The organism is Spiroplasma sp. ald (assembly GCF_044714355.1).
In the GTDB taxonomy this organism is placed as follows: Bacteria; Bacillota_I; Bacilli_A; order Mycoplasmatales; family Mycoplasmataceae; genus Spiroplasma; species Spiroplasma phoeniceum.
In genome coordinates this window covers 1-20,028 of the sequence record NZ_RXFY01000010.1, presented here as the reverse complement: position 1 = coordinate 20,028, position 20,028 = coordinate 1, and the positions used below count along the sequence as shown (strand labels likewise).

Here is a 20,028-nt window from a genome sequence, read left to right as displayed (position 1 = left end):
CAAGTCTTTAAAGTTTTTTATTATTTTTTATCACTAGAAATAAAAAAACAATAAATTTTTATTGTTTTGCTGTATTAATGATATTTGTTGCAGTTAAGATATTAATTAATAAATCATGTAAGCATTGAATAATTTGAACTAAAGGAACGACTTTATTACGATATTCTGTTGTTTTTTCAGCAATTTCTAATCGTTTTTCCGGACTTAATGCAATGACAAAATTATGATATGCTTGGACCTCTTCAATAATTTTTTCTTTATTAAATTCTGGTAATTTAATTTTTCCATCATTATAATCTTTTTCAATTTGATCAATATTTGCTAATTGTCCTTTTAACTTTTCTTCTTCTTTTTCAGGAGAAAAATCAGTTAACATAATATCACGTTGTAAAAATAAACCTAATTGATTTACTAAATTTCAAATTTCCAAGGCATCATTAGCATTATTAATCTCTTTTAAACATTTATCAAGCGCTGGGTCAAGATCTTTAATCTCATCATCATAAATTTTTGTTAACTCACCAATTTCTACTTTCATCATATTTACAAAAAGTTTATTTAAATCAACCGGACTAGCTTCTTTCGCACTAGTCATAAAATCATTTAAAAATCGTGGCAATGGAATAATTGCGTTAAATAATTTGCTTACTTCAATTAATGTTGTAACTTTTTTCTGATCAATTTCTTCTGGTTTTTTATCTTGTAAATATTCTGCTCTAATATCATCAAATAATGGTTTGATTTCTGTTTTCACAAAATTAAATAAATCTTCAAAATTAGTTTTAAACTTTGCTCCTGCTAAAAAAGCTTCTATTTTTGGATTTTTTTCCGCTGTGTCTTTTGCATAGTCTGTTTCAAAAAGATTAATATATTTTGTTAAATAACTCATCATTCCTTTTTCAACATCTGTTCAGAAATTACTCTGTTCTGTCATTTTTTATCCCTCTATTCTTCTATAATTTTTATGTATTTCAATTTTACCGTAAAATAATAATTATTTAAACTTAATTTATTTTTTCTTGACTTTCTTTAATTTTCTGGTGGTTAACTAATAAATTATTTAAATTAACAACGAACGTTATTAATAAAGCAATAATGATACTTAACACAATTAAATATAAAAGTTAATATTCTAACCGGCGAAAATCTTGAAAAAAATATGGTACATAGTAGTTATTTGCTGGCATACTATAATTTTACAATTTTTCATCAATTGGAGTTAATAATAAAACGCCCTACCGAACAGCAATAAAAATAGTATAAAAAATTGGATGAAGATGAAACTTATATAACTTTTGTAAATAAAAATTTTTATAATTAATACATTCTTTTTCTACCACAATGCAAAAATAAATAATGAAAATCGCAGGACACAATCAATGCTGCACTTTTGTACTAATTCAATAAATTGCGAGGCTATGCTAACTGGCAGTAAACTTTTCACCAGTAATGGCACCGATAACTGTCCCAAGTGTAAAAAATAAGAATGTTAACAAGGCAGCAAAGACAATGTATAAAATAAAAAACTGGTTTGTTACAAAATGACAATTTCGTAATTTTGTAAAGTAAATTAATCCTCCGAAGGCAAATAATAAAATTAAAAAATCAGTTTGGACACTTCATCAACTAACAAAATATCATAAATAACTTAATCAATTTAATTGATAATAAATTAAACTATAAAAATAAGTTAAGAGTAAAACAATAATTTCTAAGCTAAAGAGAATGCTACAAAACACTAAGTGTTTAATTCGTTCTGTTTTTTCCATCGTGCTCCTTTTGCTGATGATATTTATTATATAAAACATTTTTACTAATTTTATATTTATTTGCGACAAAATCAATTGCTTGTTTAACGCGATAATTTTGCTTTATAATTAATTGGTCAATTTCGGTAACTAAAATTTCATCTGCAATAACAGGAACTGGAAGATTCCCCGCTCCATCAACAACAAGGACATACTCACCAAAAGCAGCATTTTCTTCTTGTTGCAAAAACAAAAGCACTTCACTTAACTGTCCACGATATCATTGCTCATGAATTTTTGTAATTTCCTTACCAATGGCAATTTTACGCTCACCAAAAACTGATTTAACTATTTTTAATGTTTCTAAAATTCGATGCGGTGCTTCATAAAAAATAATAGGATATAGAAATGATAGAAGTTGTTCTAACTCATTAATTTTTTTTGTTTTTGCTTTATTTAAAAAACCAAAAAATAAAAAATGATGCGGATTAAGACCCGAACTAACAATGGCGTTTAAAGCAGCATTAGCACCACTAATCGGAATTACATCATAAGGATAATGTTCCAAAATATGGTTAACAGCATAATAACCTGGATCACTAATCAGTGGATAACCGGCATCACTAATAATTGCAATTGATAAGTTTTGTGCTAAATCATTTAACATTTCTGTTAAGCGTTGCATTTCATTTTCTTTATTTAAAGAAATTAACTGTTTTTTACAATTAAAATAATTTAATAGTTTAATTGTGTTCCGCGTATCTTCACAATAAATTTTTTGAACATCATGTTTAATAACTTCAATTGCTCGTGGTGTCATTTCTTGCAAATTACCAATTGGAGTTGCAATTAAGTAAATTTTCGGATTATTACTTTTAAAACTATATTGTTTAATTTTATTTGCCATTATAAAGACTCATTAATTTATCAAAACTAGTTGCTTTTTCTAAATATTGCACCATAATCTGATAAACTCTTTCTAATAAATCATTATTAATAAGTTCTAACTGACTAGGAGAAAATTTTCCTAGTACTCAGTTTCGGGTTGGAATTTGGACATCTTTACCAATTCCTAAACGAATCCGTAAAAAATTTTCACTACCTAGTTTTTGAATTAAATCTTTAATTCCATTATGACCAGCACTTGAACCATTCTTTTTTAACTTAATAACATTGAAAGGAATATCTTTATCATCATAAATGACAATAATATCTTCTAATGTTAATTTATAAAATTGTTTAATTTGATAAACTGCAAATCCACTTAGATTCATAAAAGTCTGTGGTTGACAAAAAAGAACTTTCTCGTTGTTAATTGTTGTTTCTCATATTAAAGCATTAAAAGCATTTTTTGGCTTTGCTAAATTAAATTTATCTACCAACTTAGCAATGGCTAAAAAACCAATATTATGTCTTGTATAAGTATATTCATTACCTGGATTCCCCAAACCCACAATTAACTTCATTATCTCGCTCCTTTTTTAATTTAGCACTCGTTGATAAATCTGTTCAATATTTCGTAAAAAATAATTGTTATCAAATAATTTTTCTAATTTTGGTAAGGCTAAATATTTTGCTATATTATTATCAATTAAAACATTTTTAAAATCAATTTGCTGTTGTTGTGCGATTAAAGTACATTTTTGAATAAAATCATAAACTTCTTCTCGTGAATAATTAGTTTCTTTCAAAATATTTGTTAAAACAACTTGACTAAAATAAATTTGATTGGCTTGTTGTAAATGTTCAATAATTTTATCCGGACTAACAACCAAATTATTAATAACACTGATCATTCGTTTCAATAAATAAACTACTAAATGATATGTATCGGGAATAATAATTCGTTCATTACTACTATGGGAAACATCACGTTCATGTCATAATAAGTTATTTTCAAATGTAACATTCATATTACTACGCACTAAACGAGCTAAGCCAGCAATATTTTCCGCACTAATTGGATTTTTTTTATGCGGCATTGAAGATGAACCTTTTTGACTTTTGCTAAATCCTTCCGCAATTTCAGCCACTTCTGAACGTTGGAAATGGCGAAATTCAAGCGCCATTTTTTCTAACAAACTAGCAATTTGACTAAAACTTGTAAATAATGCAATATGATAATCACGTGATGTTACTTGCGTTGTAATTGGGTCAAGGTTTAGCCCTAATTGTTTTGCCACATATTCTTCAACTTGAACTTCAACATGCGCAAAATTACCAACTGAACCTGATATTTTTGCAACAGCAATTGATGAACCTGCAGCATCAAACCGCCTAATATTACGCTCTAATTCAGCATATCAAAGTAAAAATTTTAATCCTAATGAAGTTGGTTCGGCGAACATTCCATGGGTACGACCCATAATTAATTGATTTTTATAAGTAAGAGCTTTTTCTTTTAACGCTTCTTTTAATTCAAGCATATATTTTTTAACAATATAGTTTGATTCTTTAATCAAATAATTTTGACTAGTATCAACAATATCAGTTGATGTTAAACCATAATGAATTCATTTTTTTTCTGGTCCCAATGTTTCTGATAACATTCGAGTAAAAGCAACAACATCATGCTTTGTTTCAGCTTCCAGTTCTAACATTCGTGGTAAGTTTACTGTTAAATTAGTTTTAATTTTTTTAATATCTGTTGTGGGAATTAATCCTAATTGTGCCCATCCTTCACAAACCAATAATTCTACTTTTGCTCAGGTATTATATTTATTTTCATCACTTCAAATTTTTCCAATCTCTGGAACAAAATAACGTTCAATCATTAAAAAATCTCCTTATTCATTAAAATAGTTTGTTCACGGTCAGGACCAACAGAAAATAAACTAATTGGAACACCAACGATTTCTTCTAACTTCATTAAATATTGTTGAGCATTATGTGGTAAATTTTCAAATGTTGTAACATTACTAATGTCCTCATCTCAGCCTGGCATTGTTATTAAAATTGGTTTACACATCTCATATTCTTTAATTGTACTTGGAACATAATCAATTTGTTGTCCTTGATATTCATAGCCAATACAAATTTTTAATTCCTTAATAGTAGTTAAAACATCTAATAACATAATTGCCATACTAGTATAACCACTAATTCGCAGCGAATATTTCATTAAAATACCATCAAATCATCCAATTCGACGCGCACGCCCCGATACAGTCCCATATTCACGTCCTGTTTCACGAATATATGTTTCAACTTCGCCAAAAATTTCTGATGGAAATGGCCCGGTTCCAACACGAGTATTATATGCTTTAACAATTCCTAAAACATTGTTAATATAACGCGGTGCAATCCCAACACCAACCGGAATTGAAGCTGCTGTTGGATTTGATGACGTAACAAAAGGATAAGTACCATGATCTAAGTCTAACATTACTCCTTGTGCGCCTTCAAACAAAACTTTTTGATGCGTATGAATTGCATTATCAACTAAAATTGAAGTATCAGTTACTAGTGTTTTAATTTGTTGAAATAATGCCAAATATTCTTTTCAAATTAATTTTGGGTCAAATCCTTCACTATTAAAAACTTTTGTTAAAACTTCATTTTTAAATTTTAAATTATTTTCTAATTTTTGTAAAAATCCTTTTTCATCAAATAAATCACCTAATCTAATCCCAATTCGTTCTGCTTTATCTTGATAACAAGGACCAATTCCTTTTTTTGTTGTTCCAATTGAATCTTTTTGGCGATACTCTTCTTGCAATTCATCAATTTTCATATGATATGGAAAAATTAAATGGGCACGATCACTAATTCGTAAATTTTTGCAATCAAAACCATGTTCTTGTAAATAATTAATTTCACTAACTAATTTACGTAAATTAACAACACAACCATTCCCAATTACATTAATTGATTTTTTATTAAAAACACCAGAAGGAACAATACTTAACTTATATTTTGTTCCTTTAATGACAATTGTATGTCCAGCATTATCACCACCAGCTCAACGAACAATAACATCTGCTTGTTGAGCAAAATAATCAGTAATTTTACCTTTTCCTTCATCACCCCACTGGCTCCCAACAATCGCTAGTGTTCGATAATTTGTACCACTCATAACTTATTTCCAACCTTTCTACGGTTTAATCTTAATATAAATCTACCTATTTTTCAAATTTTTCATCTTATTTATTGTTAATTACTGCTTGCACAAAACCATTAAATAATGGATTTGGTTTATTTGGTCGAGAAGTAAACTCCGGATGATATTGTGCAGCAAGATAAAAAGGATGACTCGGGATTTCAATAACTTCCACTAAGTTTTTCTCAGCATAAAGACCACTAAATACTAATCCCGCTTGTGCTAATTGTTCACGAAAATCATTATTAACTTCATAACGATGGCGATGACGTTCCAAAACCTCATCTTTCCCATATAACTTATGTGCTAATGTGTTTGGAACTAAAGTTGTCTTATAATTACCTAAGCGTAACGTTCCTCCTAAAGCATCAGTTTTATCTTTTCCACGAATAATATCAATAATTGCATTTTTTGTTTCTGTTAGTTCTGAAGAATTAGCATCCTGAATGTGACAAACATTACGGGCAAATTCAATTACAGCTGCTTGCATCCCAAAACAAATTCCAAAGAACGGAATGTTATTTTCACGAGCAAATTGACATGCTAAAATTTTCCCTTCAAAACCACGTTCACCAAAACCACCAGAAACCAAAATCCCTTTTGCATTTTTTAATAATTGGTGATAATTTTTTTTATTAATATCTTCGGCTTTAATTCAATCAATTTTAATTTTAACCTTATTTTCATATCCAGCAATTCGTAACGATTCACTAACTGATAAATAAGCATCTGGAAGTTCAATATATTTTCCAACTAATTTAATCTCAATTACTTCTTGTGAGTGATTAATTTTTTCAACAAATTGTTTTCATCCTGACATATTAGTTTTTGTGACTTTTAAGTTTAATAACTTGCTAATTACTATTTGAGCATTTTGTTCATACATTTTTAATGGTACTTCATAAATACTAGCAACATCAGTAGCTACTAAAACATTATTTTTTTCAATATTACAAAATAGCGCAATTTTTTCAAGGACATTATCTTCTAAAACTTGTTCAGTTCTAGCAACAACAATATGTGGTTGAATCCCTAGTGATAATAGTTCTCGCACTGAATGTTGCGTTGGTTTTGTCTTTGATTCTTTTGATGCTGCAATATATGGAACTAATGAAACATGCATATAAATAACATTTTCTCGTCCTTGTTCCATGCGAACTTGACGAATTGCTTCAATAAAAGGCAACGATTCAATATCCCCAACTGTCCCCCCAATTTCAGTAATAATAATATCTGCTTTTGATTTTGATGCCGCATGATAAACTTTCTTTTTAATTTCATTAGTAACATGGGGAACAACTTGAACTGTCCCACCTTCATATTCGCCACGGCGTTCTTTTTCAATTACATTTTTATATATTCGTCCTGAAGTGATATTTGATTCTTTTGTTAAATTTTCATCAATAAAACGTTCATAATGTCCTAAATCTAAATCTGTTTCAGCACCATCTGCTGTTACAAAAACTTCACCATGTTGATAAGGATTCATTGTTCCAGGGTCAACATTTAAATATGGATCAAATTTTTGCATAAAAACATTTAATCCACTTGCTTTTAATAAAACACCAATTGAAGAAGCTGTAATGCCTTTCCCTAAGCCACTGACAACTCCACCAGTTACAAAAATATATTTTGCCATTATCTTATCATCCTTTCATCCTCAAATTAAAAAGAGTTTAGAAATTAACAGGGTTGTCACTTCTAACACTCTTTAATCTTGGTATTAATTATTTTCTTCCATTTCTTTTTCAAGAGCTTTTCAGTCAATTTCTTCTGTAATACCTAATTTAGCTGCTAATGTTTCATCGTCATCATCAATAGAATAATTATTTTCAATTAAATCATCATCAACTTCTATTTCAACAAAATCATCTTCCTCGTTATCATCATCATCTAATGTATCATCAAAATCAAGAGTATCAATTAATGATTCTTCTTCATCATTTTCCTCTTCATCTTCTTCATCTAAATCAATATCTTCAAATTCTTCTGTTGTTTCAAACTGGTCAGTATAATCATATTGTTTTTTAATTTCATCATATTTTAAGAATTCACGTAACCCTCACATACCTTCACTTGTCAACACAAAACGATTATCTAACACCAAATCAGTATATAATTCTGCAATGACATCTTCTTTGCTGGCTCCTTGGACTGTTACATCACTTTTTGATGCTATATCATTTCAAATATTTTCAAAAGTATCGCTATTTTTTTTCTTTTTTAAATATGAATACACTAATTCTAATAACTCTACATTATAGTTCATTAATTTAAACCTTTCTTATTAATTATTCTCATATTTTTCTCCAATTGAAAACCAAATTGTTGTTGCTGTCTTTTTACTATTATTTTTAAATGCTAAGACTTCTGAAACTTCCATAATGCATTTTATTCCTTTTGGTGTATCAATATAAATTGGTTTAGTATCACTATCATATAATTTAACTGGTTTTAGGTTATATTCAACCATAAAGTAATTATAATGGCTTTTATATTTTTTTATCAAATTATTTTTAATTTCTTCGAAATTTCTTTTTGCTGGGTTTATTTTTTGCAAAAAATTTCGTGTCGTGAACATTTTAATTAATGTAACTAAAATTTCATCATTTTCATTTTCTAACATTTTTAAATATGTAAATAATGTATAATCATCTAATGTACAATATTGATCTGGACTCATCATTTTTCCTTCCAACACTGGAATTAATAAAGTAATTATTACTTTATTTTTAAATTGATAATTGCTATGGTATAAATCATACAATCGTTTGAACATCATTTGGAAAGTTAAATCAAACCCAATGCTTAGTGGATGTAAATAAATTTGCTTATACATATGATAACGGCCAATTAAAAATGATTCAATTGCATACTGTACTTTTAACGGAAAAACAATCTTTTTATCTTTAATAAATAAATGCCGAATAATTCACTGTGTATCAACATGACTATAACCTACACCGCTTGTTTGTCCATCACGTAATAAATAATCCATTCGGTCAGCATCTAATTGTGAAGATACTAAAGATGATAAAACCCCGTCCGGCTGTTTACCTTCAATCATCATACATAGTTCATTAATTTCTTCTGGACTAAATTCAACCGCTAAGATTTTATTAATATTTGTTGTTGGATTTTTAATTAATAAAGACGAATAATTTTCATGACTAATATTCTGTTTTGTGACATGATTAGTCATTTCAAATGTATGTGAAAATGGACCATGACCAACATCATGCAGTAATCCTGCTAATTTAACCAATAATTGTTCATGCGTACTATACATTTCTTGAAAACTTGCTGTTTCTAACATTTTACTAACTAAATGATAAACACCAATACAATGTGAAAAACGCGTATGCGACGCACTTGGAAAAACAAATTGTCCCCCTGCTAATTGACTAATGCGACGCAAGCGTTGAAATTCTGGAGTGTTAATTAATTTTACGGTAATTTCTTCATTAATTTCAATATCGCCATGAACACTATCTCGGATTGTTAGTGGTAATTTCATTTTTTCGTTATTGTAATTTAGTAATATTATTAATTACTTGTTCTTTCCCTAATAAATAAATAACCTTGTCTAGTTCTGGTCCATGTTCTTGATGAGAAGTAAAAATTCTAATTGGCATAAATAAATTCTTTCCTTTCATAGCATATTGTTCCCCCATTTTACTAATTAATTGCTTAATATTTGGTTCATCTCAAACTGGCAATTGACTTAACGCTGTTTTAAAAGATGTTATCATTTCTTCATAACCACTCAATTCTGTTAACACTGCTTGTGTTGCCATTGATAACTTTGTTGTTGGTTCAAAAAATGGTTTTGTTAAGGTAACAATTTCTGCCCCATATTGAAGTTCTTTTTTATAAATTAATAATAACATATTTACTCATTCTGGTGTTTTTTTTGTTAAATCATAGCTTTCTGCTAAAAAAGGTCGAACAAAAGTTAGATAATCCTCATCATCCATTGCTTTAAGATAATAATTATTCATTCAAGTTATTTTTTTAACATCAAACATACTTGGCGATTTACTAAACCGCGTTTCATCAAAAATTTTAATTAATTCATCATGACTAAAAATTTCAACAGTGCCCGGAGGCGATCATCCTAATAAACTAATAAAATTAAAAATTGCTGTTGGTAAATATCCTAATGTTCTATATTGGCTAATAAATTGCATTAAATGACTATCTCGTTTTGACAACTTTTTATGTTGCTCATTAACAATTAAGGTTAAATGAGCAAAAATTGGTGGCTTAGCATTAAATGCTTCGTAAATCATTAATTGTTTTGGTGTATTAGAAATATGTTCTTCTCCCCGAACAACATGACTAATTTCCATTAACATATCATCAATTACGACCGCAAAATTATAAGTTGGAATTCCATTTGATTTTAAAATAACTCAATCGCCAAGATCTTTTCCTTCAAAATGAACAGGACCGCGGACTAAATCATTAAAATCATAACTTGCTTCATCAGGAACGAAAAAACGTAAATTATATGGGACTTGTTTTGCTAATTTTTCAGCAATTTGTTCAGAAGTTAATTGTCAACATTTGCGATTATAACGTGGTGAAAGATATCCTTTTGCCAATTGTGCTTCACGGTCTTTTTCAAGTTCAGCTGGTGTACAAAAACAATAATATGCTTTTTTTGTTGTTAATAATTTTTGCGCATATTTTTGATAAAGTTCTAACCGTTCTAATTGTCGATATGGTCCATAAAACCCTGGGCGATCAATTGTTTCATCTGGTTCAATTCCTAATCAACGTAAATTATCTAATTGTGACGCAATCGCTCCTTCAACATTTCGTTCAATATCTGTATCTTCAATTCGTAGAACAAAAACACCATCATAATGTTTTGCAAATAAATAATTAAATAATGCTGTTCTTGTATTACCAATATGTAAAAATCCCGTTGGACTTGGTGCGTAACGTAATCTGACTTTTTGTTTCATTTTAATCCCCCATTCTAACTTTTGACCTAATCATTTTGCTTTAAAAGTAATAATGTTGTATAACTTTGTATAATATTTGGAAAATTTTGTTCAGTAGTTGTTGCTTTTAAGTTAATTTTTTCAGACGTAATTTGTAATAATTTTTGTAAATTAGTTTTAATTGCTTTTTTATGCTTTTGCAAGTGTGGTTCATCAATAATAATTGTTGCATCAATATTACTAATTTCATAATTCTGTTCAGTCATTAATGTTAATGCTTTTTTTAAAATTAATTGTGAATTAAGTTTTTTATTTGTTTCATCAAACCATTCTCCTAAATCACCTAATCCTAAGGCTCCAATAATTGCTTCACTAATTGTATGTAACAAAATATCACCATCAGAAACAGCTTCAATTTGGTATTGGCATGGAATAAAAATTCCCCCTAAATAAAAACCAGTTCCTACTTTTAAATTATGTAAATCATAACTATTGCCAATTCGCATTATTATTTCTCCCTAAACATTAAATTTAAAAAAACATATATCGCCGTCTTGCATAACATAAGTTTTTCCTTCGCTTCGTAACCGACCATTTTCTTTTACAGCTTTTTCACTACCATATTGCACTAAATCATCATATGAATAAACTTCTGCTCGAATAAAACCACGTTCAAAGTCAGAATGAATGATTCCTGCACACATTGGTGCTGTTGCTCCTTTTTTAAAAGTCCATGCTCGTACTTCTTGCTTGCCAGCAGTAAAAAATGTTTGTAAACTTAATAAAGCATAAGATTTTTTAATTAATTGACTTAAACCAGCTTTTTTAATGCCATAATCAGCCATTAATAATTTCCGATCATCTGGTTCTAATGCTGATAATTCTTCTTCAATTTTAGCACAAATAACAACGACTTCAATTGCTTGTTGTTTAGCATATTCTTTAACTGTTTTAACATAAAAATTATCTGGTTGGTTTAAATCACTTTCTGCAACATTAGCAACATAAATAAAAGGTTTAATTGTTAATAAATTAAAATTTTTTACTACTTTTAGTTCATCATCTGATAATGTTAAATCTTTTAATAATTTATTTTGTTCTAATCCTGTTGCTAACTTTAATAATAATTCATACTCAAAAACATCTTCTTTTTGTTTTAAAGTTTGTGCTTTTTTGCTAATTTTATCAATTCGTTTTTTAATTTGTTCTTGGTCAGAAATAATTAATTCTAAATTAATAATTTCAATATCACGAATTGGATCAATTGTTCCTTCAACGTGGGTAATATCTTTATTATCAAAACAACGAATGACCATACAAATTGCATCAGTTTCGCGAATATTTTGCAAAAAAGCATTTCCTAAACCTTCACCTTTACTAGCTCCCGCAATTAATCCAGCAATATCATAAAATTCAAAGGTACTATGAATTGCTTTGTGCGGAGCACAAAGAGTAATTAAAGTATCCATTCGTTCATCAGGAACTTCTACCGTTCCAACATTTGGATTAATTGTTGCAAATGGATAATTAGATGCTTCAACTTGTGAATTTGTAATTGCGTTAAATAAAGTTGATTTACCAACGTTTGGTAAACCAACTATTCCCATTTTTAATGCCATTATGTTCTTCCTTACTATTAATTAATCATCAATTAAACCTAATAATTCTAAAATACGGTTTAAATCTTTAATTCCAGTATACTTGATAACAATTTTGTCAGTATCAATAACTACTTTTGTTCCTAATTTTCGTATTATTTTATTTTCCAAAAATTCATTAACAACTCGTTTTGATGAATCCTTCTCTGAATTTTCAATTAATGGTTTCGTTATTTTTGGATTATATTCTTTGACCAATTCTTCAACCTGACGCGCATTTAAACTTAAATTAATAATCTTATTAATAATATTTTTTAATTCATTTTTGTCAACATTTAAACTAATTAATGGTTTAACTTGCCCCATTGTTACTTTATTTTCTAATAACAAGATTTGCACTTCAGTTGGTAAATTTAATAATCGCATCGTATTTGTGACATGACTTCGTGATTTTCCAATTCGTTGTGCTAATTCTTCTTGGGTTAATCCTAGTAACTCAATTAATTCTTTATAAGCATTAGCTTCTTCAATTGAATTTAAATCAACCCGTTGAATGTTTTCAATTAAAGCAACTTCTTTCATCTGCTGATCATTAAAATCAACAACAATTGCTGGAATTGTTGTTAATCCTGCTAATTTGGCAGCCCGACTACGACGCTCTCCGGCAACTAAATAATAACCATTATTCGTTTTTTTTACAATAATAGGTTGAATTAAACCATATTCTTTAATTGACTGTGCTAATTCTGTTAATTCTTCTTCATTAAAATTTTTGCGGGGTTGATGCGGATTAGGAAAAATTTCCGCTAATACAATTTCATTCGCTGTCTCTTTTAATGCATCATTGCTTTCAATCCCTTTAATTACTTCGTTGATTCCTTCACCAAAAATTTTATCTAGCCCTTTTGAACTTAATCGACTCTTAGTATTACTTGTCATTGTTTGCCAACACCTCTCTCGCTAATTCTTCATAAGCAACTGCACCTGCACCACCTTTATCATATTCAAAAATACTCAAACCATGTGATGGTGATTCACTAATTTTAACATTTCTTGGAATATGTGTTCGATAAACTTTTTCATTAAAATATTTTTTAACTTCTGTCATAACTTCAAATGATAATTTTGTTCGTGAATCAAACATTGTTAAAACAATTCCTTCAATTGTTAAACTTTCATTAAACATTTTTTGTACAAAATGAATTGTTGTTAATAACTGTGCCAAACCTTCTAAAGCATAATATTCTGCTTGAATTGGAATTAAAACAGAATCAGCACAAGCTAGTGCGTTTCGATTAATTAATCCTAAGGAAGGGGGACAATCAATTAAAATAAAATCATACTTATCACGAACCGGTTTAATCCGCTCTAATAAAATGCTTTGGTTATCTTCTGTTTTTTCCATCAAATAAATATCTGCTCCCGCTAATGAAATAGTTGCTGGTGCTAAATCAACATTAATCATAATATTTGAAATAATAATATTTTTTAATGGGATTTGTCCAACTAAAACATCATACATACTTTCATGAATTTCTTCTTTATTAGCACCTGTCCCCGTTGTTGCATTTCCTTGGGGATCAATATCCACTAATAAAACCTTTCGTCCAGTACGTGCCAATCCGGCCGCTAAGTTAATCGAAGTTGTTGTTTTACCAACGCCACCTTTTTGGTTTGTAATTGCAATAATTTTTCCCATAATTGTCCTTTCTGTTCCGTTGCATCTGATAATTTTATACATTATTATTATATAACACTTTATCCAATTGGAAATTTTTTTATTTGATTAAACCGACGAGGATATGGTTCTGCAGTTGCCTCTGTTTTAATAAAATAACAAATGTTTCGTTCACCAAGTTGTGGAATCGTTTCATGTTGAATTTTTTCTAATTTTAAATTTAAAACTGATAAAGTTTTTTGCGCTGCTTGTAATTCAGCCTTAACATTTGGCCCTTTATAACAAATAATCCTTCCCGATGTTTTAACCATTCGCACTACTAATTCTAAAAGCACCCCTAAATTAGCAACAGCACGAGAAACAACAAGTTCAAAAGATTCAGCATGCTCTCGACTATATTCCTCTGCTCGAGCATGAATAATTTCAACATTTTTTAATTGTAACTTCATCACTAATTGTTGTAAAAATAAGCATCGTTTTTCTAATGCTTCAATAATTGTTAATTTAATTGTTGGGCAAAAAATTTTTAAAACCAGCCCCGGAAAACCAGCCCCACTGCCAACATCACTAACTGTCATCTCCTTTGACAATGAGAATTCTTTTAATAATAATCCTGAATCAAGAAAATGTTTAATATAAACCTCGTCTTCATTAATAATTGTAGTTAAATTCATAATTTGGTTTTGTTCAACTAAATATTGATAATATAATTGTAACTGTTTTTCTTGCTCAGGTATAATTTCTAATTCTGGTAACGCTGTTTTAATTAATTTAATCATCAATATCTCCCTATAATTTTTAATTTCTTTTAATATTATAACAATATATATGGTAATATATAAACATTTAAAAAATAATTGAGAGGATTATGAAATGAATAAAAAAGCCTTAATTGTGGTTAATTATCAAAATGACTTTGTTGATCCTAAAGGAGCGTTATATGTTCCAGGAGTAGAAAAATTATATGAAAAAATTGTTGCTTTAATTGATCAATTTCATCAGAATGGTGATTTAGTTATTGCGACAAAAGATTTTCATCCTAATAATCATTGTTCGTTTGCTAAATGAGGTCCACATTGCATTGCAAATACATTTGGCAGTGAGTTATATAAATTAACTACATCGCAATTTGACCATATTAATTTTAAAAGGAACACAACAAGATTTTGATAGCTACAGTGGTTTTTTAGTGATAATCATACTTCAAATGGATTACATGAATTTCTTCAAGAACACAAGGTTACTAACTTAGTCATTGTTGGTGTTGCTACAGATGTTTGCATATCAGCAACACTTCTTGATGCTATTAAATTAAACTATCATGGTATTATTGACTTAAATGCTAGTGCTGGACTTAAACCACAAATCATTTTTTTAAAAAAACTATTATGAATAAACAACATAATAGTTTTTTTAAAAATCATCATCATCACCATTATCATCATCACCATTATTAGAATCAATATTTTTGACACGCACAATTGTTTCACCATTTGGTAATTGACCAATTCGCCCTTTACTACTTCCTTTTCATTTCACTTGATAGTATATAATTCCTTGAGCATGTAATAGCTTTAAGATTTCAATTCAATTATATAGTTCACCACGATACATTCATCGTTTCTCACTATGTGCTTTCACTAAATCTCGATTATAAAAACTATGCGGATGTGATCACATCCTAATTTGCCGAATTGTATTTTCTCGTTTTGAAACAATTTCTAAATTTTCTGCTCGATTATCACGAGGATTACCATTAATATGATCAATTGTCATATTTGGCGGAACTGAACCAATAAATAACTCAACAACCAACTTATGTAATGGCCTTGTTTTTGTTTTTCCATCTTCACAACGACGAATTAAATAATAATTAGTATTTTTTGGCTTCTTTAATTCCTTAACTTTCTTTGTTACAATATTACGAACACGCCCCATATTGCTAATCTCAAGATAAGGAAATTCCCGGTGAACCTTTCAAATTTCTGCTTTTTTTGCTTTATTCATTTTGACCTCTTATTTTTTCGAAACTGCTTTATGATCTGTAATATAAAATCGATATGGTTTTAATTTAAAATTTGTTGCATATTCAATGTTGACCCGTGGTGTAGTTGTAATTTCAATTGCAGTTGGTGCTGTATCTTCGGCAAGATATAAAACTGCACTTTCTAGCAGAGAAAGTCCATCATCAGCTTTAGTAATTTTTAAATAGCGCGATAACTTCCCAGGACCATTTGCTAACCGTGGTGTTGAAACAAAGTCAGGAACAGTTTCATCAATAATAATTTCACCAGCGCGTAATAAAACTGCACTTGGAAAATCAACTTGGTCAGTAACAATATTAAAACAATGATACATCCCATAAATGAGAAAAACATGTGCAAAGCCACCTTTTCAAAAAAGTGTTTCATTACGAGAACTACGTTTATTGTTAAAACCATGATTAGCATCATCTTCGGGTCCATCATAAGCTTCAGTTTCAATAATTTTACAAATAATTTTTTTCCCATCAATAATTCGAACTAAATATTTTCCTAATAGTTCGCGTGCAACAACAACAGAATTTCGCATAAAAAAAGTATCCTCAGTTAAACGGTTTACATTTATCATTTTAAAAAAACATAACAAAAATTAATATTAATTTGCTATGCTAACCTAACCAATTTTTTTACATTGGTCAAATTTAACTTCAGTAGGTGTCAAACGACCAAACATTTCTAAATTTACTATCGCAATCCCTTTTGAAGTATCAATTTTTGTTACTTGTCCTTCCATATCGGTAAAAGTTCCTGATAAAATTCGAACATAATCATTCACTTCGAAGTTTGCCACAAATATTTTTTTAACTTTTTTCCCTTGCTGTGTTGCTGTTTTTTTAGCTGCCAATGATTTTGAAAGCATTGTTCTTGCTTCTTGATCTGTTAAAGGAAAAGGTTTTGTTCCTCGCCCTGATGAGCCAATAAATCCAGTAACCCCTGTTGTGTTCCGAACAATATATCAAGCTTCATCGTTCATAATCATATTAATAAAAATATAACCCGGATAAACATTTTTTTCTTTTTCTATTAGTTTTCCACCTTTTTTGGCTGAAACTATCTCTTTTATAACTCTAATATCAAAAACAACATCTTTCATATTTAATGATTCTACCCGTTGAATTAAGTCATCACGAACACGGTCTTCATGCCCAGAATAACAATTAATTACATATAATTTTCCAGGATACTTTGTAAAATTTTCTAAAGTTTCTCTGTCTTCACTTTTATCATTATCAATGATTTCATCTGTTATTGTGTTTTTTCCTAACATTACCTTACTTTACTCCTTTTAAACTTATCTATTATATAATGCGAGCAACAGTTAGTAAATGATGTAAAACTAAATCTAATACTAAATAAAACACCGCAAAAGCAATAATAAATAAAATTGTGATTAAAAACTTGCGTCCTAAGCTACCCTTACTTGTTCATCGAATTCTTGTGACTTCTTTTGCCATTTTAACAGGAAATTCACGAAAAGCTAATTTTCAATTTGTTTTTTTACTTTTATTTGAATTTTTACGCTTAAAAAGACCTTTTTTAATTGGTTCACCATTCTCATTAACCTCTGGTGTTGTGCTTACTTTTTTTGTCCCAACTTGAATTGGTGCTGTTTTACTTGCTTTTTTTTGAAAAATTAGCGCTGCTTTTTCATTTTTATTTTGAATTTTTAACGCTTTTTTTTCTTCTTTTGTTAAAACAGTTTTAACATTCTTTTTTGATTTTTCATTTTTTTTCATTGCAAACACCTCTACCTTGTTTCTTTATGTTTAGTATGTTTATTACATGTTTTACAAAACTTATTTATTTCTAATCGTTCTTTTTGTGTCATTTTGTTTTTAAATGTTGTATAGTTTCGATTTAAACATTCTGAACATACTAATATAATCTTTTCGCGCATAATATTCACCATAATTAATTATAGTATATTAATAACAATATTCATATACTTAATTAACTATTTTTGTAAAAATTTCTTGTTTTTTGCATAATTCGTTGCATTGCATTATCAACTTGCCGATAATTTAACCCTAATAAGTGGTGAATATTATAAATATTTTCACCAGCAAATCATATCCGAAATACTTCTTTTTCTAATGGTGATAATCGTTGATAAAATATTTTAATAATTTGTTTTTGTTCATCAAAACAAGCAATTTTATTTGAAAAATTTTCATCTTGATTAGTAATATTTTCATTAGTTAATTTAATGTAATAATTTAAAACTTTATTTTTTAAATTAAAAAATTGACGAATTTGTTTATGAATATCTCATGTGTAACGTTGAAAAATAAAGTCTTTTAATTTTTTTGACGAATGGGGATTATACATTTTGGCACTTTCTAATACTGAAAAATACTTTAAACTTTCTAAATCAGCTAATTCAATTGGTAAACCAAAATACTTATAAAAAGTTCGGCGCTTAACATCTTCTAGAAAGGGTACATATAATTTATATAAACTAAATAATGCTGTTTGATTATGACCTTCTTGAAATAAATAAAGTAATTCATATTCATTCATCGTAACAATAGTCAAATCCTTTCTAAATTAAATTTTATTGTTGCAACATTTTAATTTGATAAATTAAAATAGCACTAGCAACCGATACATTTAAAGAATCAATATGACCTGTTGTTGGAATATAAATATTAAAATCAGAATGCTTTAATAATTTTGCGCTAATCCCTGTTCCTTCATTCCCTACGATTAGACAAATTGGCGTATCATATTTTAATTCAATTACATTGTGGGCTGTTATAGTTAAACTTGTTGCATAAATTCAAAACCCTTGTTTTTTTAAATATTCAATTGCATTAGTTAAATTATTTACTCGACAAACTGGAACATAATTAAAAGCACCTGCAGAGGTTTTGGCAACAGTAGCATTAATATCAACTTGGCGTTTTTCTAGAATAATAACCCCATCAACATTAAACAAATCACAAGTACGCAAAATTGCCCCAAAATTATGTGGGTCAGAAATTTGATCAAGGACTAATAAAAATGGATGTCTATTTTGTAATGCTTTTGTTGTTATTGCAGTTAATGAATAATTTTCTGGCTTGCAAATTTCCAATACCAGACTTTGATGCTTACTAGTTTGTACAAGAGTTGTCATTTTATCTGTTGAACAAAAGACAACTTTAATTTGACGACTTTTAGCTAGTTTCAAATAATAATCATTATTTTTCCCTTGTAGTAATAAATAAAGTTTATTAATTTTCACTGCTGGATTTAGTAATGACTCCACAACAGGATTAATTCCGTAAATGTATATATATTCTTGCATATTTTCTTCCTTTTCCTGTTTTATTATTCATAACCTATATTAATAAATTTCTTTATAAGTATTATAATTTAATTTGATATTTTTTAATAGTTTCATTTATTTTTTTTATTGCCCGAGAATAAAGTACTAAATTTTTCTCTGGTTTATTTTTAAACTTAGTTGTTAAAGTTGGCATAATGCCAAGATTTGCTTTCATTGGTTTTAAATCTCGTTGTTTTGGATTTGTAACATAGTTGACTAATGCTCCTAACACAGTTTCTGAAGGAAATTTAATTAATGGTAAATCCATTACATATTGATAGACATTTAAAGCACATAATAAACCTGCTGCCGCTAATTCTAAATAACATTCTACCTCAATAATTTGACCAGCAAAAAAAATATTATTATTTTGTTTATATTGTAAAAATTGTTTTAAAACTTTTGGTGAAGTAATATAATTATTTTTATGTAAAACTCCATATCGAACAATATCTACTTTTGCTAAACCTGGAATAAATTGTGTAATAATTCGTTTTTGTTCTGGCCATGTTAAATTTGTCTGTCAACCTACAATATTAGACTTCTTGCATAACCTAGTTATTTTAAAATTCCTATAAAATATATTTAAAATAGAAATTAT

At 28.5% G+C, this 20,028-nt stretch carries 25 protein-coding genes; 2 read left to right on the top strand and 23 right to left on the bottom strand.

What is annotated here, in order from left to right:
- Nucleotides 1–58: 58 nt before the first annotated feature.
- The 15 genes from EHU54_RS01275 to rsmG form a co-directional block, all read right to left on the bottom strand.
- The gene (locus EHU54_RS01275) at nt 59–934 is read right to left on the bottom strand and encodes a hypothetical protein (RefSeq protein ID WP_400248506.1); all 876 of its coding nucleotides are present in this window, start codon (nt 932–934) and stop codon (nt 59–61) included.
- A gap of 487 nt (nt 935–1,421) precedes the next feature.
- Complete coding sequence (locus EHU54_RS01270) at nt 1,422–1,769, bottom strand: hypothetical protein (protein ID WP_400248505.1); 348 nt, start codon at nt 1,767–1,769, stop codon at nt 1,422–1,424.
- A complete protein-coding gene (gene rsmI, locus EHU54_RS01265) occupies nt 1,747–2,655 on the bottom strand; it encodes a 16S rRNA (cytidine(1402)-2'-O)-methyltransferase (protein ID WP_400248504.1) in 909 nt (302 codons plus the stop codon). The genes EHU54_RS01270 and rsmI overlap by 23 nt, the downstream gene beginning before the upstream one ends.
- Nucleotides 2,645–3,214, bottom strand: coding sequence for an aminoacyl-tRNA hydrolase (pth, locus tag EHU54_RS01260; protein ID WP_353486469.1), 570 nt, complete (start codon nt 3,212–3,214; stop codon nt 2,645–2,647). The genes rsmI and pth overlap by 11 nt, the downstream gene beginning before the upstream one ends.
- 15 nt (nt 3,215–3,229) lie before the next feature.
- Nucleotides 3,230–4,522, bottom strand: a complete 1,293-nt coding sequence (gene purB, locus EHU54_RS01255) for an adenylosuccinate lyase (RefSeq protein WP_400248503.1) — start codon at nt 4,520–4,522, stop codon at nt 3,230–3,232.
- Complete coding sequence (locus EHU54_RS01250; RefSeq protein ID WP_400248501.1) at nt 4,522–5,823, bottom strand: adenylosuccinate synthase; 1,302 nt, start codon at nt 5,821–5,823, stop codon at nt 4,522–4,524. The genes purB and EHU54_RS01250 overlap by 1 nt, the downstream gene beginning before the upstream one ends.
- 67 nt (nt 5,824–5,890) lie before the next feature.
- Nucleotides 5,891–7,486, bottom strand: a complete 1,596-nt coding sequence (locus EHU54_RS01245) for a CTP synthase (protein WP_400248500.1) — start codon at nt 7,484–7,486, stop codon at nt 5,891–5,893.
- An 84-nt stretch (nt 7,487–7,570) separates the two neighbouring features.
- Entirely contained in the window at nt 7,571–8,116 is a 546-nt protein-coding gene (gene rpoE, locus EHU54_RS01240; protein ID WP_400248499.1) for a DNA-directed RNA polymerase subunit delta, read from the bottom strand.
- 18 nt (nt 8,117–8,134) lie between these two features.
- Nucleotides 8,135–9,364 (bottom strand): HD domain-containing protein, encoded by a 1,230-nt coding sequence (locus EHU54_RS01235; protein WP_400248498.1) that lies wholly within the window; start codon nt 9,362–9,364, stop codon nt 8,135–8,137.
- A 7-nt stretch (nt 9,365–9,371) separates the two neighbouring features.
- Nucleotides 9,372–10,820, bottom strand: coding sequence for a glutamate--tRNA ligase (gltX, locus tag EHU54_RS01230; RefSeq protein ID WP_400248497.1), 1,449 nt, complete (start codon nt 10,818–10,820; stop codon nt 9,372–9,374).
- A 26-nt stretch (nt 10,821–10,846) separates the two neighbouring features.
- The gene (gene ispF / locus EHU54_RS01225; protein WP_400248496.1) at nt 10,847–11,305 is read right to left on the bottom strand and encodes a 2-C-methyl-D-erythritol 2,4-cyclodiphosphate synthase; all 459 of its coding nucleotides are present in this window, start codon (nt 11,303–11,305) and stop codon (nt 10,847–10,849) included.
- Nucleotides 11,306–11,317: 12 nt separating this feature from the next.
- Nucleotides 11,318–12,418, bottom strand: coding sequence for a redox-regulated ATPase YchF (ychF, locus tag EHU54_RS01220; protein WP_400248495.1), 1,101 nt, complete (start codon nt 12,416–12,418; stop codon nt 11,318–11,320).
- Nucleotides 12,419–12,439: 21 nt separating this feature from the next.
- Nucleotides 12,440–13,336 carry a ParB/RepB/Spo0J family partition protein gene (locus tag EHU54_RS01215; protein WP_400248494.1) on the bottom strand — a complete coding sequence of 299 codons (897 nt, stop codon included), beginning with the start codon at nt 13,334–13,336 and terminating at the stop codon, nt 12,440–12,442.
- Entirely contained in the window at nt 13,326–14,096 is a 771-nt protein-coding gene (locus tag EHU54_RS01210) for a ParA family protein (protein ID WP_400248492.1), read from the bottom strand. Before EHU54_RS01210 ends, EHU54_RS01215 begins: the two co-directional genes overlap by 11 nt.
- A gap of 59 nt (nt 14,097–14,155) precedes the next feature.
- On the bottom strand, nt 14,156–14,854 hold the full coding sequence (gene rsmG / locus EHU54_RS01205) for a 16S rRNA (guanine(527)-N(7))-methyltransferase RsmG (protein WP_400248491.1): 699 nt from the start codon (nt 14,852–14,854) through the stop codon (nt 14,156–14,158).
- Nucleotides 14,855–14,948: 94 nt separating this feature from the next.
- Between rsmG and EHU54_RS01200 the strand changes: the two genes are divergently transcribed.
- Both EHU54_RS01200 and EHU54_RS01195 read left to right on the top strand, forming a co-directional pair.
- Nucleotides 14,949–15,248, top strand: coding sequence for an isochorismatase family protein (locus EHU54_RS01200; protein ID WP_400248490.1), 300 nt, complete (start codon nt 14,949–14,951; stop codon nt 15,246–15,248).
- A 39-nt stretch (nt 15,249–15,287) separates the two neighbouring features.
- Nucleotides 15,288–15,575 carry a cysteine hydrolase family protein gene (locus tag EHU54_RS01195; RefSeq protein ID WP_400248507.1) on the top strand — a complete coding sequence of 96 codons (288 nt, stop codon included), beginning with the start codon at nt 15,288–15,290 and terminating at the stop codon, nt 15,573–15,575.
- Here the strand turns inward: EHU54_RS01195 and EHU54_RS01190 are convergent.
- From EHU54_RS01190 to EHU54_RS01155, 8 genes are all read right to left on the bottom strand, one after another.
- Complete coding sequence (locus EHU54_RS01190; RefSeq protein ID WP_400248489.1) at nt 15,489–16,082, bottom strand: HNH endonuclease signature motif containing protein; 594 nt, start codon at nt 16,080–16,082, stop codon at nt 15,489–15,491. The genes EHU54_RS01195 and EHU54_RS01190 overlap by 87 nt on opposite strands.
- Nucleotides 16,083–16,091: 9 nt before the next feature.
- Nucleotides 16,092–16,646 (bottom strand): DNA-3-methyladenine glycosylase, encoded by a 555-nt coding sequence (locus EHU54_RS01185; RefSeq protein ID WP_400248488.1) that lies wholly within the window; start codon nt 16,644–16,646, stop codon nt 16,092–16,094.
- A gap of 84 nt (nt 16,647–16,730) precedes the next feature.
- Nucleotides 16,731–17,384: a transcription termination/antitermination protein NusG gene (gene nusG / locus EHU54_RS01180; protein WP_400248487.1), complete on the bottom strand. Its 654-nt coding sequence runs from the start codon at nt 17,382–17,384 to the stop codon at nt 16,731–16,733.
- Nucleotides 17,385–17,415: 31 nt separating this feature from the next.
- On the bottom strand, nt 17,416–17,853 hold the full coding sequence (gene secE / locus EHU54_RS01175) for a preprotein translocase subunit SecE (RefSeq protein WP_400248486.1): 438 nt from the start codon (nt 17,851–17,853) through the stop codon (nt 17,416–17,418).
- An 11-nt stretch (nt 17,854–17,864) separates the two neighbouring features.
- The gene (rpmG, locus tag EHU54_RS01170; RefSeq protein WP_004028373.1) at nt 17,865–18,014 is read right to left on the bottom strand and encodes a 50S ribosomal protein L33; all 150 of its coding nucleotides are present in this window, start codon (nt 18,012–18,014) and stop codon (nt 17,865–17,867) included.
- A gap of 53 nt (nt 18,015–18,067) precedes the next feature.
- On the bottom strand, nt 18,068–18,637 hold the full coding sequence (locus EHU54_RS01165) for an RNA polymerase subunit sigma (RefSeq protein ID WP_400248485.1): 570 nt from the start codon (nt 18,635–18,637) through the stop codon (nt 18,068–18,070).
- Nucleotides 18,638–18,671: 34 nt separating this feature from the next.
- Nucleotides 18,672–19,406 (bottom strand): 23S rRNA (guanosine(2251)-2'-O)-methyltransferase RlmB, encoded by a 735-nt coding sequence (gene rlmB / locus EHU54_RS01160; protein WP_400248484.1) that lies wholly within the window; start codon nt 19,404–19,406, stop codon nt 18,672–18,674.
- A 61-nt stretch (nt 19,407–19,467) separates the two neighbouring features.
- A partial coding sequence (locus tag EHU54_RS01155; protein ID WP_400248483.1) for an FAD-dependent oxidoreductase occupies nt 19,468–20,028 on the bottom strand: 561 nt, incomplete at its 5' end.